Source organism: Actinokineospora auranticolor (assembly GCF_041897805.1).
In the GTDB taxonomy this organism is placed as follows: Bacteria; Actinomycetota; Actinomycetes; order Mycobacteriales; family Pseudonocardiaceae; genus Actinokineospora; species Actinokineospora auranticolor.
The window spans coordinates 2,389,694-2,402,835 of record NZ_CP154825.1; the positions used below are offsets into that span (position 1 = coordinate 2,389,694).

The window sequence follows — 13,142 nt, forward strand, 5'->3', positions numbered from 1 at the left end:
GTCCTCTGTGGAATCCCGGTTGGGTCAGGTTGTCCGGCGGGGAAAGGGGGCGCGATGGACCGCGCCGCGCGTCGCGCGCTCGCGTTGCTGGCGGGCACCCAGTTCCTGCTCGTCCTGGACACCGCGATCATCAACGTGGCGGCCCCGTCGATCGGCGCGCGGTTCGCGGTCGCGCCCGCCGCGCTGTCCTGGGTGGCCAACGCCTACCTGGTCACCTTCGGCGGGTTGCTGCTGCTCGGCGGTCGCGCCGCGGACCGGTTCACCCGGCGCGGGCTGTTCGCCGCCGGGCTCGGTGTGCTGGTGGTCGGGTCGGCGGCGGGGGCCGTCGCGGGCGGCGTCGGCCAGCTCGTCGCGGCTCGCGCGGTGCAGGGGGTCGGCGCGGCGATCGCGGCCGCGGCGGCGTTCGCCCTGCTCCTCGCGCTGTTCCCGGCGGGTCCTGGGCGCGACCGGGCGCTCGGTGTGTTCGCCGCGATGGCGGGCGCGGGTGGCGCCGCGGGCACGGTGCTGGGCGGTGTCCTGACCGGGTGGCTGGGGTGGCGGTCCACGTTCGCGCTGAACGTGCTCGCGGGTCTGGCGCTCGCCGCGCTCGCGCCGCGGGTGCTGCGCCCGGAGGCGCCGCGCGAGCGGACCGGCGGGTTCGACGTCGGCGGCGCGCTCGTCGGCACCGCCGGGTTGGGACTGCTGGCCTACGCCCTGGTCAACGCCGGTGTCGACGGCTGGACCGGCGCCACCACCCTGGTCACGGGCGGGCTGGCGGTCGCGCTGCTGGTGGCGTTCGCCGTGACGCAGACCAAGGTCGCCCACCCGCTGGTGCCACCGGCGGTGATCCGCAGGCCGATGGTGCGCGCGGCGAACCTGCTCTCCGGTCTCGGGCAGGTCGTGCTGTTCCCGGCGTTCTTCCTGATCAGCGTGTGGATGCAGGACGTGCTGGGCTACCCGCCGGTGCTCGGCGGGCTGGGGCTGCTGCCGCTGTCGTTGACGGTCATCGCGGTCGCCTCCTGTGCGGGGCGGGTGATCGGCCGGTTCGGTCCACGCGCGGTGCTGGTCGGCGGGTTCGGTCTGGTCGCCGTCGGCCTGGCCTGGTTGTCGCGGATCTCGGTGGACGGGTCGTTCGTCGGTGATGTGCTGTTCCCCAGCCTGGTGTTGGGGATCGGCCTGCCGCTGGTGGCGATCACCACCACCGCGGCGGCCACCGCCGAGGCCGCGCCGGGGGAGGTCGGGTTGGCGTCCGGACTGGTCAACACCAGCCAGCAGTTCGGGTCGGTTGTCGGGCTGGCGGTGCTCAGCGGGATCGCCGCGGCGGTCGGCGGACCGGCCGACCCCGACGCGCTCACCGCCGGGTTCTCCCTGGCGTTCCTGGTTTCCGCCGGGCTGGCGTTGCTGGGCGCGCTGTCCGCGCTGTCCCTTCGGCCTAATCATTGGAGGACAAGGAATGTCAGCTGAGAGGCGCTATCTGGTGATCGGCGCGCGGGGCTTCCAGGGTGGGGCAGTTGCCCGTGCTCTGCGTGACCGCGAGGCCATCGGCTTCGTCAGGCCGGGAAGGACCGTTCCGGGATTGCCGGTGGTGGAGGGCGATCTCGCCGACGCGGCAGCGGTGCGCACCGCGTTCGAGGGCGTCACCCACGCGTCGGTGGTGCTGCCCCTGGTGTACGACGCCGACCTGGTGACCACCTACGCGCACAACGTGGTCGACGCCGCCCGCGCGGCCGGGGTGTCCCGGTTGGTCTACAACACCAACACCCCCGTGCCCGACGAGGACACCGGCCTGGCGGCCTACGAGACGCGCCGCGCCGCCGAGCGGGTCTTCCGCGAGAGCGGGCTCCCGGTCGTCGTACTGCGGCCGCCGGTCTACCTGGACAACCTGTTCAGCCCGTGGAACGGCCCCGCGCTGGTCAACGACGGCGTGCTCGCCTACCCGCTGGCCGCCGACCGCCGGGTCGCGTGGATCTCGCACGGCGACCTCGCCGAGGCGACCGTGGCCGCGCTGGACACCCCGGACATCGAGGGCGCGGTGGTGCGGCTCGGCGGCCCCGAGGCCGTCGACGGACCGGGACTCGCCGCCGCCTTCAGCGCCGCGCTGGCCAAGGAGGTGACCTACACCCCGCTCGGCGTCGACACCTTCGAGGCGGCGTTGGCCCAGGTCATGGGTGCGGTCGGGGCCGCGGGGGTCGCCGGGGTGTACCGGTACGCCGAGGTCGCCGCCCCGGACCTCTTCGCCCCCGAACCCCAGCGGCTGCTCGGGGTGCGGTTCGGCCGGATCCGGGACTGGGTCGCGGCGCGGCGGTGGTCGGTGTGGGCGAGTTCCTGACGCCCTCCGGTCAGCGCCTGCCGGTGGCCACGACCACGAGGAACTGGCCGCCACCCGCCTCGACGTTCGTGGTCACCGGCAACCCCGGGACGAGCCGGGACAGCCGGTCGGCCAACCAGTCCGCCGCCTCGCGGGCGTCCTGTTGGGTCGGGCAGCGGGCGACCGTCTCGCGGCCCCCTTTGCGCTCCAACCGCCCGGCGACCGCGATCAGCGGCGCGGGCTCGACCACGTGCAGGCGGTCCGGCCAGGGGATGACCACCTTGACCGCCCCCTTGCGGGTGTTGCACCCGCGGTGGGCGAGCCGCTCGGCCACCTTCGCCTTGCGATCGGCGGTCCGGCTGTCGACGCTCGGCCCGCGCGGGTCGTTCACCGACATGTCGGCGTCGACCGGCTCGTCGCACACCCAGCACCGCCAGCCGTCGCGCTCTGCGACGTCATCGAGGAGACTCACCGGGGCAAACTAGCCTGTGCGGTGCCTGCCCCGCGCGCCGCGGTACTGGACAGCGAGTCCGTACCGGACCGCGTCTGCCGGTGCGGACCGCAGGGTCACGTTGTGTCGAGCAGGTTGGGGACGAAGATGTCCTCGCAGGTGAGCAGCCGTCGGGATAGGCCCTGTTCGTGGTGGTAGCGAAGGAACGTGTCGACTGCTTTCCGGTTCGCTGCGGTGCCGTAGGGCCACCAGTCCTCGCCCAGCAGCGCGCGGTTTTCCGCGAACAGCTCGCTGAACCAAGGGGTGATCACGGCCATGTGCTGCTTGGCCGCGTTGGCCCGGTACCGGTCCTGCACGATCTCCTTGGCCTCGCGGAACGCCCGGTAGACCGACTCGACCAGGCCCGGGACCTCCGCCAGCTCCCGGCGGATCGCCACGACGTGCATCATCGGGAAGATGCCGGTTCGGCGGTAGTACTCCCGTTCGACAGCTTCGTAGTCGACGAACAGCCGCCGGATCTTCTTGGTCGTGCCGTTGAGCAGGGTTTGGGGGACGTCGACCGAGAGGAGGGCGTCGATCTCGCCCGCTTCGAGCATGGCGCTCAAGGTCCGGTCGGTGTGGCGGGCGCGGACGCCGTCCGGGACGGGCTGCGGGATCCAGTCGAACGGGGGGATCGGGCGGTCGGTGCCGCCGATCACCCAGTCCAGTTGCTCGGGCGTGACGCCGTACTCCTCGGCCAGCACGCCTTTCACCCAGACGCCCGGGTCGGAGCCGTAGAGGGCGAACTCGCCGATGGTTTTGCCCGGGAGGTCTTCCGGGCGCTCGATGCCGCTGTCGGTGTGCACGAACAGCGCCGAGTGGCGGAAGTTGCGGTTCGGGAAGATCGGTAGGGCCAGGAAGGGCGAGTCGGGCAGGTCGAACGCGCGCAGGAAGTAGGTCAGGCCGAACTCCGCGACGTCCAGCTCACCCTCGGCCATCCGGCGGAAGACGTCGGAGATCAGGGGTGAGGTCACCAGGGTCGCGTCCAGGCCGCTGATCCGCACCCGCCCGTCGAACAGCGGTTCGGTGTGCTCGTACCGGTAGACGCCCACCTTGAGCTTCAGGTCGGTCATGCCAAGGCTCCCTCCGTGAACGACCATTCACTGTTGTCGTGAGCGCCTGGGACCGAAGAGTCAAGGCGAATGACCGTTCATTCATGGAGGAGGGCGTCATGCCACGCATCACCGCAGAACGCCGGGCCGCGAACCGGTCGCGGATCGTGGCGGCCGCGCGCCGCCGCTTCTCGCGGGACGGTTTCCACCAGACCTCGATGCCCGACATCGCGGCCGAAGCGGGCGTGTCCGTCGGCGCTCCCTACCGCTACTTCGCGGGCAAGGAGGAGATCATCCTCGAGATCGCGGGCGACGCGTTCCGGGTGATGTTCGAGCCGGTCGAGCGTCTGGCGGGCGAAGTGACGGTCGCCGACCTGGTCGCGGCGGCGATCGAGCCGTTCGGCGCCGACCGCGCCGTCGACGAGGCGGGCCAGGCCATGCCGGTCGACGAGCTCCTGCGTTGCGTGGTCCAGGCCTGGGGCGAGTTGCTGCGCCACCCCGAGCTGCGGCAGCGGGCCGAAGCGGGCTTCGAACGCGTGCGCGGGCACATCGCCGACGCGCTCCGCGCGGGTAGGGGAGCGGGCACTGTACCGTCCGAACTGGACCCCGCCCGCGGTGCGCGGGTGGTGATGGCGCTGTTGCACGGCTTCGTCCTGCAGTACACCGCCTTCGGGCTCGACGACATCGAGGGCTTCACGCGCGAGGTCCGCGTCCTGCTCAACGACGCCGGACTGCTCCGCGACCCCCGCTGACGGTCAGGCTCCCGGCCGACCGGTATCCGACTCCTCTGTGGACAATCGCGGTCCGGGTCGCCGTCGACCGCATCCACACCGGATCGTAGGGTCTGCCCGTGAACCACGAATCCACGTTACCCGACGACTGGCGCGGGCAGCTCACCCAAGCCTTCGAGATCGTGCTCGGCGCCCCCCTCGCCACCTACCCGCCCGACGCCGACTACGCCACCTACGTGGGCGGCAACGTCTTCGACGAGTTCGGGTACGACAGCGATCCGGCGTGGGTCCGGCCCGCCGCGCTGAGCGGCGCGGAGCCGGTCGTCCTGGACTGCGGGCTGTTCGACCAGGGCGAGCCCCCGTCGCGGTTCGACGCGGCGCGCTCGTTCTTCGAGTTCGACGACTTGGACGCCGCCCCGGACCAGGGGTTCGCGGCCGACCTGGCCGAGGTGGCGATCGCGCCCGGCCTGGTGCGCGGCGCGGACCTGGCTCCCCTGGTGGCGCGGCACGGCATCGACCTCACCGACGAGGCCTGGTCCGGCCAGTGGTACGTCGCCTACCCGAGACTCGCCTCCGACGGCACCCTGTTCGACGCCATGCGCACCGCCCTGACCCTCGGCGACGGCCCGGAGAGCGTCCTGCCGCTCAAGGCCGAGGCGACCGAGCAGTGGACCCGAGCACTGGAAGCCGTGACCCACCCCGGCCTGCGCGCGCACCTGTCCTACTACTGCACCAACGGCAGCCAGGGCCTGATCCACCTCGGCGCCAACCAGGGCAGCGACGAAACCCTGGTGGCGAAGGGCTCCACGGTGGTGGCGACCTGGCAGGAGGGCCAGTCCCAGGTGGAGTTCACCGTCATCCAACTCAGCGACGAGGTCGCGCGCCCCGCTTAGTCGGACCGCGGGACACCGGAACGCGTGCGCGGCTCCCCGGCGGACTCGGCCGTTCGGGGTAGCCGCGCAGCGCTCACCCGGCCCGACTCGATGTGCCACCCGGCGTTCATCCCACCGAACCTGTCCGCGCCTGGTGGCCGACGGTTGAGGGGCTGACGTTCCCGGAAAGTTCCGAAGGCGGTGTCGGATCGGGGCGGGGACGTTCGTAGTGGGGGTGAGGTCGTCCAGGGAGGGCGGCCCGTCGAAGCCGAGAAGGACGTCCCCATGACTACCTCGACGATCATCGCCGCCCGGGTCGCGCAGGGCGCGTTCGGGGCGCTGCTCATCCCGCAGGGCGTGGCGGTCATGACCAAGGCGTTCGACCGCGACATGTTCGCCAAGGCGTTCGGGTTGTTCGGGCCGGTTCTGGCGCTTTCGAGTGTCGGCGGTCCGGTCTTGGCGGGCTTCCTCATCAGCGCCGACCTGTTCGGCCTGTCCTGGCGGCCGATCTTTCTGATCAACATCGTCCTGGGGGTTGTCGGGCTGGTCATCGCCGCCAGGGTCCTCCCGCGTGATGACGACGCCAACCGGGCCACCGTGGTCGACGGCCGCGCCTCCGGCCTGCTCGGGGTGACCATGCTCGGCCTGCTGTACGGCCTGATCGAGGGCTCGACCAACGGTTGGGGCGTCGTCCCCGTCGCCGCGGGTACGGGGTTGCTCTTCGTGCTGCCCCCGTTCTTGCGGGAAGGGCTGCACACCGGCCCGGAGGGCGCCTCCCTCGGTCTGCTGCCGCTCCCCCTGGGGCTCGTCGTCGCCGGGTTCGCCGCCATGGGCGGGCAGCGCCGGCGGGTCGTTCAGCTCGATCCAGCAGCTCGCGTCGGCGATCGGGTCGGCCGCGGTCACGTCGACCTACTTCCAGGCCGCGACCTCCGGGCAGGCGCACGCGATGGGGGTCACCCTCGTCGTGGTCCTGGCTGTCACCGCGCTCAGCCTGCCGCTCGTCGCCCTGATGCCCCGCCGGGCCGCGGCGGAAACCCGGCCGTGAGCGCCCGGCTCCCCGAGGGCGCCGCGGACCGGCGGGCCACCGCGACCTGCGCCAGCACGATCCCGGCCAGCATCGCCGCACACCCGGCCCACTGCGCGTTGTCGAGGTGCTCACCGAGCAGAACCGCGGCCAGCACCCCGCCCACCACGATCTCCACGGCCGCGACGAGGCTCGCCGAGGTCGACGGGATGCGCCGCTGCGCCACCGCGCCGAGCAGGATCGCGGCCGCCATGCCGACGAGCCCGACGTAGAGCACCAGCGCCCACACCGGCGCGCCGATCGATCCCACGGTGCTCACCGCGGTGAGCGCGTGCCAGGGGAACGGCGCGACCACACCCGCCGCGACCAGCGCGACCGCGCCGAGGGACGCGCCCCAGGTCGCCATGACCAGCGGGTCGTACGTGCGCAAACCGCGCTCGGCCAACACGAACCGGGCGGCGAGGGTCACCGCCGCGAGGAGTCCGAAAAGGACACCGAGGCTGTCCGGCGCCGCCGCCGTCCACACCTGGGTGACCAGCGCGAGCCCGGCGAGCAGCACGACGATCCCGGCCCACAGCAGGCGCGGCACGTGCTCGCGCCGCGCGAACCGCACCCACAGCGCGACCAGCACCGGCGCGAGGTACTCCAGCAGCAGCGCCACGCCGACCGGCAGCCGCGCCAGGGCGACGGTGTAGACGACCTGGTTGACCGCCAGGGTCAGCACTCCGTACACCGCGACCAGCCACCAGTCCGCCCGACGCACCGCCATCCTGCCGCGCCGCAACACCAGCGCCACCGCCAGCAGCGCGACCGCGCCGACGACGGTCCGCGCCTGGATGGCGTTCACCGGGGACAGCGCGGTCACGGCGAGCAGTTTGAGCGCGGGCGCGGCGCTGCCCACGGCGATCGCGCCCACCGCGCCGAGGGCGAGACCGAGGGCCAGCCCGGCTGGAGGGCGGCGCACCGGCTCGGATGGGTCAAGGGAGATCGGAGTCATCAGCCACAACCGTTTCCTGGAGGGTCGAGCAGGGGCACAGCCCACCTCGTTGTGAATGGCGTGGACGGGTATTGCCGCAGCCCGGCCATGCCCTTCAACCCGCTCGCTCGCGCATTGTCGAACCGTCTCGAGTCCGCGTCGATTTCGTGCGGACAAGGCCCACCGTAGCCGAACCCGCGCGGGACGCGATTGAGCGTTTCCCGGCTTTCGCGCAACAATCTCGCGTGCCCGCGAACCTCGACGACACCGACCACCGGCTCCTCGACCTGCTGCAGCGCGACAGCGGCCGCACCCTCGCCGCGCTGGGCGAACTCGTCGGGCTCTCACCCAGCGCGGTGCAGCGGCGGATCGACCGCTACCGGGCGAGCGGGCTGCTCCTGCGCGAGGTCGCGGTGCTCGACCCGGCACCCGCGCTGCTCGCCGTGTGCCTGGTCACCCTCGACCAGGAATCACCGGAAACGCACAACCGGTTTCGGGAATGGGTGCTCGCCGCCCCGGAAGTGCAGCAGTTCTACAACGTGTCGGGCGAGCACGATTACGTGGTGATCCTGGCGACCGACGATATGCGGCAGCACCGGGAAACGGCTGATCGGGTCATGAAGAACGCACCGCACCTGCGCCGCTATTCGACGATGTTCGTGCTCGACCCGATCAAGACCACGCTCGCCGTCCCGACGCGGGGGAGGTAGCGGGGCGCGTCCGCGGTGGACGTCACCAGATGGGCCGCAGCGGGGGGATCGCGTCGCCGACCGCGGCGCGGACCAGCGTGGCCAGTTGCTCGCGCAGGTGCGCGAGATCGGTGTCGCCGATCCGGTCGGCCAGTTCGGACTCGACGGCACGCAGCAGCCGACCGGCGACGTCGAGGTGGTCGTGCGCCCGCTCGGTGAGCTGGATGAGCTGGGCGCGCCCCCCGTTCGGGTGCGGCGCCTTCCGCACGTAGCCGCGCTTCTCCAACTCGGTGACGATCTGCCCGACGGCCTGCTTGGTGACGCCCAGCCGTTGGGCCAGCTCGGTCCCGGTCAGCCCGGGGCCGCGCAGCTGTTGGAAGACGAAGCCGTGCACGGGGCGCAGTTCGGCGTAGCCCGCCGCGTCGAGGCGCTGGGTGAACTCCGCGAGCACGACCTGGAACGACATGCCGAGCAGGACGGTCAGGTCGGCGTGCCTGAGCGGATCGGCGTCGTGGGTCACGGGGTCCTTCTTGACAGGTGTGAGTAAAGCGGCTTTACTCGCATCGTAGCTCACCACCGCGGTTCAGCGGGAGTCCGTCAAACCACCACCACGAGTATAGGAGCACGCGAGTGCACGTCATCTCCGCGAGCCAGGAGCGCACCGTCACCACCCCGGCGGCCGTCATGATCGGTCTCGCCGCGCCCAGCCGGGGCAGCGCCGAGCTGAGCACCTGGCGGGTGCGGATGAACCCGGGGTCGCCGTCCCCGGTGCACGTCGTCGACCGCGAGCAGGTCTGGATGATCATCGCAGGCGCCTTCGAGTTCACAGTGGACGGTGAATCCGCGAAGGCCGTGGCGGGCCAGGCCGTGGTGGTCCCGGCGGGTGCGAGCCGTCGGTTCCACGCCCTCGCGGAGGCGGGTGATGCCCTGGTGTGCATGGCCGCGGGCGGCCAGGTCGGCGCACCCGGCAGCGAGGCCCGGCAGCCGATCCCCTGGGCCGTCTGAGTCCGACGGCCGACCTCGCCGGGGGTGCGGTCGGGGTGTTCCGCGTCGCTGACAATCCGGGAACGTTGTAGCGACGCCGTGGTGACGGTTGGTTTGCGACTCTGAACCGTTGGGTGCCCTGACGGGGAGGAGTGCCGTCGATGCCTCCGTCGATGGTCGGTGCGAAGCGCTCCGCCGTGCGGGACCCGGCGGTGACGCCCGCGAAGGCGCCCGTGCCGGTGAAAGACCGTCCGCCGCAACGCAAGCCGCCGCTGCTGCCGCCGTCGAACGCCGCGGTGTCGGCGGCGTTGCGGGTGGGCGGCAAGAAGCCGTTGGGCGACCCGTCCCAGAAGGGGACGCAGGACCAGGTCGGCAACGGCGCGGTGGCGGCCGGGCTGGCCAGGGGGCCGGGGACCGATCCCAAGTTCGCGGTGCTCAAGCAGGACGTCGCGCACAAGAAGCGGACGATCGCGCGTTCCCACCCCCCGGCAGGCAAAGAGGCGACCTCGGCGCTGCAAGCCTCGGTACCGCCCAAGGACGACGCGGTCGCGCAGGGCAAGACGGCCAACGCCGAGAAGATGAACGACGCCAAGCCGAAGGACTTCGACAAGGACGCGTTCATCGCCGCGGTCGAGAAGGCCATCGCCGAGAAGGCGCCGAAGAACCTGGAGCAGGCCGACGGGTTCGCCGACTCCGGCAAACCCGCCGAGATCAAGGGCGAGGTCCAGGGCCGGGTCGGTGAGGGCAAGGCCGACTCGGCCGCGCAGATCGCCGACACCACGGCCGCGCCACCGGACACGTCGGCCGCCGTCGCCAAGCAGGTCGTGCCCCTCGCGCCCGACCGCCCGCCGGGCCGACCGGGCACCCCCGACCCGGCGAAGGCGACGCCGGACAAGCTCCCGCCGTCGGCCACGGACATGTCGGCCGGGCCCGCGCGCGTCAACCAGGAGATGGCCGACGCGCAGGTCACCGAGCCGCAGCTGCGGAAGTCGAACGAACCGTCGTTCGACGCGGCGGTGAAGGACAAGAAGGCCGCGGAGCAGCACTCGGACACCGCGCCCGGGCAGCTGCGCGAGCACGAGTCCGCACAGCTGCACCGGACCACCGCGCAGGCCAAGCGCCTCGGCACCACCGCCATGGGCGCGATCACCAACCAGCGGGTGCGGACCGGTCAGCAGGTCGGCACCGGCAAGACGAACGCGAAGTCCAGCGACGAGGACAAGCGGGCCCAGGTAACGGCTATCCTGCAGAAGGTCTTCGACGTCATGAAGACCGACGTCGAAGGCATCCTCACCGGCCTGGACAAGCTGGTCGACGACCAGTTCACCCAGGGCGAGAAGGAAGCCCGCGACGCGTTCACCGCCGAACACCGCCGCAAGATGGACGAGTACAAGGACCGGCGGTACGGCGGCGCGTGGGGCGTGGTCAAGTGGGGGCACGACAAGCTCTTCGGCCTCCCCGACGAGGCGAACCAGATCTTCGTCGACGCCCGGGACCACTACGTCAAGCGGATGCGCCAGGTCATCTCCGGGGTGGCGGACACCGTCGGCCGGGAGCTGACCAGGGCGAAGCAGCGCATCGCCAAGGGCCGCGACGAACTCAGGGCCGAGGTCGAGAAGCTGCCCAAGGACCTCAAGGCGCTCGGCACGGAGGCCGCCGCCGGGTTCGCCGACAAGTTCGACCAGCTGACCCAGTCCGTCGACGACAAGAGCAGCGCGCTCGTCGACACCCTGGCCACGAAGTACACCGACGCCGTCAAGTCGGTCGACGACGAGATCGCCGCGGAGAAGGAGAAGAACCGGGGCTTCGTCGACAAGGCGATCGATGCCGTCAAGGGCGTCATCAAGACCATCCTCGAACTGAAGGACCTCCTGCTCGGCGTGCTCGCCAAGGCGGCGCAGGCCGTCCTGGGCATCCTGAAGGACCCCATCGGCTTCCTCGGCAACCTGGTGCGCGCGGTCGGCGGCGGGTTGACGCGGTTCAAGGAGAACGCCAAGGCCCACCTCGAGCAGGGGGTGCTGTCGTGGCTGCTCGGCACCGCCGCCACCGCGGGCATCGTGCTGCCCGCCACCTTCGACGTGCTGGGCATCGTGCTGCTGGTCGCCGGTCTGCTCGGCCTGACCTGGGCCGGCCTGCGCGCGCGCCTGGCCACGAAGCTCCCCAAGGAGGCCATGACCGCGATCGAGGTCGGCGAGCACGCCCTCCCGATCGTCGTGGAGGCGCGGAAACACGGCGTGAAGGCGCTGTGGGACGACCTCAAGTCGCGGGTCGGGGACCTGAAGAAGAACCTCGTCGACAACCTGGTGTCGTTCCTGCTGCCGACCATCATCGTCGCGGGCATCACCTGGATCATCTCCCTGTTCAACCCCGCGTCGGCGTTCATCCGCGCCTGCAAGATGATCATCGACATCATCCGGTTCATCGTCACCAACGGCAGCCGGATCATCGAGTTCGTCAACACCGTCCTGGACGCGGTGATCGCCATCGCCAAGGGCGGCGGTGGCGGCGTACCCGGCCTGGTCGAGAAGGCCCTCGCCCGCTCGATCCCGCTCCTGATCGGCATGCTGGCCGCACTGCTGGGCGTGGGCGGCATCGCGGGCAAGATCAAGGACGTCTTCCAGAAGCTGGCCAAACCGGTCAACCAGGCCGTGGACTGGGTCATCGACAAGATCGTCGGTTTGGCCAAGGGGGTGCTGGCCAAGGTCAAGGCCATCACGAAGACGGTCAAGGACGAGTTCGGCAAGGCGCGTCCCGGCAAGGACCGGCCGAAGAAGGGGCGGCCCCCGGCCAAGCAGCGGCCCGACAAGGGGCATCCGGAGAAGACGCGACCGGAGAAGACGCCACCGGGGAAGACGCCACCGGGGAAGACCCAGCCCCCGACCAAGGCACGGCCGGGCGACGTGCGGCGGCTGGAGCCGGACTGGGCGGTGGTCACGTTCTCCGCCGACCGGCACACGCACCGGCTTTGGTTCGTGGTGTCCGGCAGCACGGCCACGCTCATGGTGGCCAGCCGCGAGCAGTCGCTCCTGAACTACCTCGACCACGTCATCGCCGACGAGAAGACCGATCCGAAGGTCAGGAAAGAGGCGCGGGCCGCGCGTCGGCTGGCGGAGGCCGCGGGTGACCAGGCGAACGAGATCGCGAAGCTCGCGGTGCACGTGCCCAAGTCCGATGAGGACGCGGGCAGGAAGAAGTTGACCGCGAAGCAGCAGGAGCTGGCGGGCCAGCAGCGACAACTGGCCGACGCGCTCAAGGAGATCTTCGCGGCGAAGAACCCCATCGAACCGTGGCTCGGTACGCTCATCGCCGGCGTCCCCAAGGACCTGTTCGGCTACGACGTGCGGACGGACAGCGGGAAGTACCTGTACGGCGGGGACTACTCGTTCCTGCAGATTCAGCGCGCACCCGGGTTCGGCTCGGCCGCCCCGGGCAGCTTTCCCATGGTGCACGTCGACTCGGCCGACCTGGTGCAGAAGGGTCCAGGCATCCTCCGGGTCGAGATGGAGGTGATCAAGGTCTATCGCGACACGATCGCCGCGTACCGGGACAAACTGAAGCGGGACGAAGCACCGGATCTCGAGGGCGACGACCCCGACGGCCTGGCGAACTCGTTGGCTTCGGGCGCCAACAAGTTCCAGCCCCTCAATGTGGGGGTCCGCAAGCAGATGGAAGCCATCGTGAACTTCCTCAAGAACAACGGTGAGTTGACCGGCATCGAGGTCCATGTCGGGAAGAAGCGCGTCGACTACACCTTCCGAGCGCACGTCGAGGGCCGCTCGCGGCACGTCATGGTCGAGTACAAGCATGTGACCGGTAAGCTCAGCGACGACGTCAGGGACAAGCGAGTGGCGGGCTTGAGAGAGCAACTGTTCGGGCAAATCGATGGCAGTCAAGGGAAGTACGTCGAGCACATCATCGACTGGCCCGAGTTCGATAGCCTTGACCCGCGTTCGAAGGCGGCGTTCCAGGAGGTCATCGAAGATGCCATCGAACACGGCGGGAAAAAACACATCACCGTGATCTGGAGGAGGTGAGGG

Annotated in this window: 11 protein-coding genes and 1 pseudogene; 8 read left to right on the top strand and 4 right to left on the bottom strand. The window is 70.9% G+C overall.

Annotated elements, in window-relative coordinates; all coding sequences use genetic code 11:
• Positions 1–54 precede the first annotated feature (54 nt).
• Entirely contained in the window at positions 55–1,443 is a 1,389-nt protein-coding gene (locus tag V5P93_RS11015) for an MFS transporter (protein ID WP_104482519.1), read from the top strand.
• Positions 1,433–2,308: an SDR family oxidoreductase gene (locus tag V5P93_RS11020; RefSeq protein WP_104482518.1), complete on the top strand. Its 876-nt coding sequence runs from the start codon at positions 1,433–1,435 to the stop codon at positions 2,306–2,308. The genes V5P93_RS11015 and V5P93_RS11020 overlap by 11 nt, the downstream gene beginning before the upstream one ends.
• A 10-nt stretch (positions 2,309–2,318) precedes the next feature.
• Here V5P93_RS11020 and V5P93_RS11025 read toward each other — a convergent pair whose 3' ends face one another.
• Together V5P93_RS11025 and V5P93_RS11030 are read right to left on the bottom strand one after the other, a co-directional pair.
• Positions 2,319–2,759 (bottom strand): hypothetical protein, encoded by a 441-nt coding sequence (locus V5P93_RS11025; protein ID WP_104482517.1) that lies wholly within the window; start codon positions 2,757–2,759, stop codon positions 2,319–2,321.
• A 95-nt stretch (positions 2,760–2,854) separates the two neighbouring features.
• Positions 2,855–3,850: a PhnD/SsuA/transferrin family substrate-binding protein gene (locus V5P93_RS11030; protein WP_104482516.1), complete on the bottom strand. Its 996-nt coding sequence runs from the start codon at positions 3,848–3,850 to the stop codon at positions 2,855–2,857.
• 98 nt (positions 3,851–3,948) lie between these two features.
• On the opposite strand from V5P93_RS11030, the gene V5P93_RS11035 reads away from it, so the two are divergent.
• From V5P93_RS11035 to V5P93_RS11045, 3 genes and pseudogenes are all read left to right on the top strand, one after another.
• Positions 3,949–4,581 (top strand): TetR/AcrR family transcriptional regulator, encoded by a 633-nt coding sequence (locus V5P93_RS11035; protein WP_104482545.1) that lies wholly within the window; start codon positions 3,949–3,951, stop codon positions 4,579–4,581.
• A 98-nt stretch (positions 4,582–4,679) separates the two neighbouring features.
• Positions 4,680–5,453: a hypothetical protein gene (locus V5P93_RS11040; RefSeq protein WP_104482515.1), complete on the top strand. Its 774-nt coding sequence runs from the start codon at positions 4,680–4,682 to the stop codon at positions 5,451–5,453.
• A gap of 264 nt (positions 5,454–5,717) precedes the next feature.
• Positions 5,718–6,257, top strand: a pseudogene (locus V5P93_RS11045) (MFS transporter); the annotation flags it as partial.
• A 161-nt stretch (positions 6,258–6,418) separates the two neighbouring features.
• Here V5P93_RS11045 and V5P93_RS11050 read toward each other — a convergent pair.
• Positions 6,419–7,453 carry a DMT family transporter gene (locus V5P93_RS11050; protein ID WP_104482514.1) on the bottom strand — a complete coding sequence of 345 codons (1,035 nt, stop codon included), beginning with the start codon at positions 7,451–7,453 and terminating at the stop codon, positions 6,419–6,421.
• 224 nt (positions 7,454–7,677) lie between these two features.
• On the opposite strand from V5P93_RS11050, the gene V5P93_RS11055 reads away from it, so the two are divergent.
• On the top strand, positions 7,678–8,142 hold the full coding sequence (locus tag V5P93_RS11055; RefSeq protein ID WP_245931672.1) for an Lrp/AsnC family transcriptional regulator: 465 nt from the start codon (positions 7,678–7,680) through the stop codon (positions 8,140–8,142).
• Positions 8,143–8,164: 22 nt separating this feature from the next.
• On the opposite strand, the gene V5P93_RS11060 is transcribed toward V5P93_RS11055, so the two are convergent.
• The gene (locus V5P93_RS11060; RefSeq protein WP_219824157.1) at positions 8,165–8,641 is read right to left on the bottom strand and encodes a MarR family winged helix-turn-helix transcriptional regulator; all 477 of its coding nucleotides are present in this window, start codon (positions 8,639–8,641) and stop codon (positions 8,165–8,167) included.
• A 110-nt stretch (positions 8,642–8,751) separates the two neighbouring features.
• On the opposite strand from V5P93_RS11060, the gene V5P93_RS11065 reads away from it, so the two are divergent.
• Positions 8,752–9,126 carry a cupin domain-containing protein gene (locus V5P93_RS11065; RefSeq protein WP_219824156.1) on the top strand — a complete coding sequence of 125 codons (375 nt, stop codon included), beginning with the start codon at positions 8,752–8,754 and terminating at the stop codon, positions 9,124–9,126.
• A gap of 140 nt (positions 9,127–9,266) precedes the next feature.
• Positions 9,267–13,139, top strand: coding sequence for a hypothetical protein (locus V5P93_RS11070; RefSeq protein ID WP_245931671.1), 3,873 nt, complete (start codon positions 9,267–9,269; stop codon positions 13,137–13,139).
• Positions 13,140–13,142 lie beyond the last annotated feature (3 nt).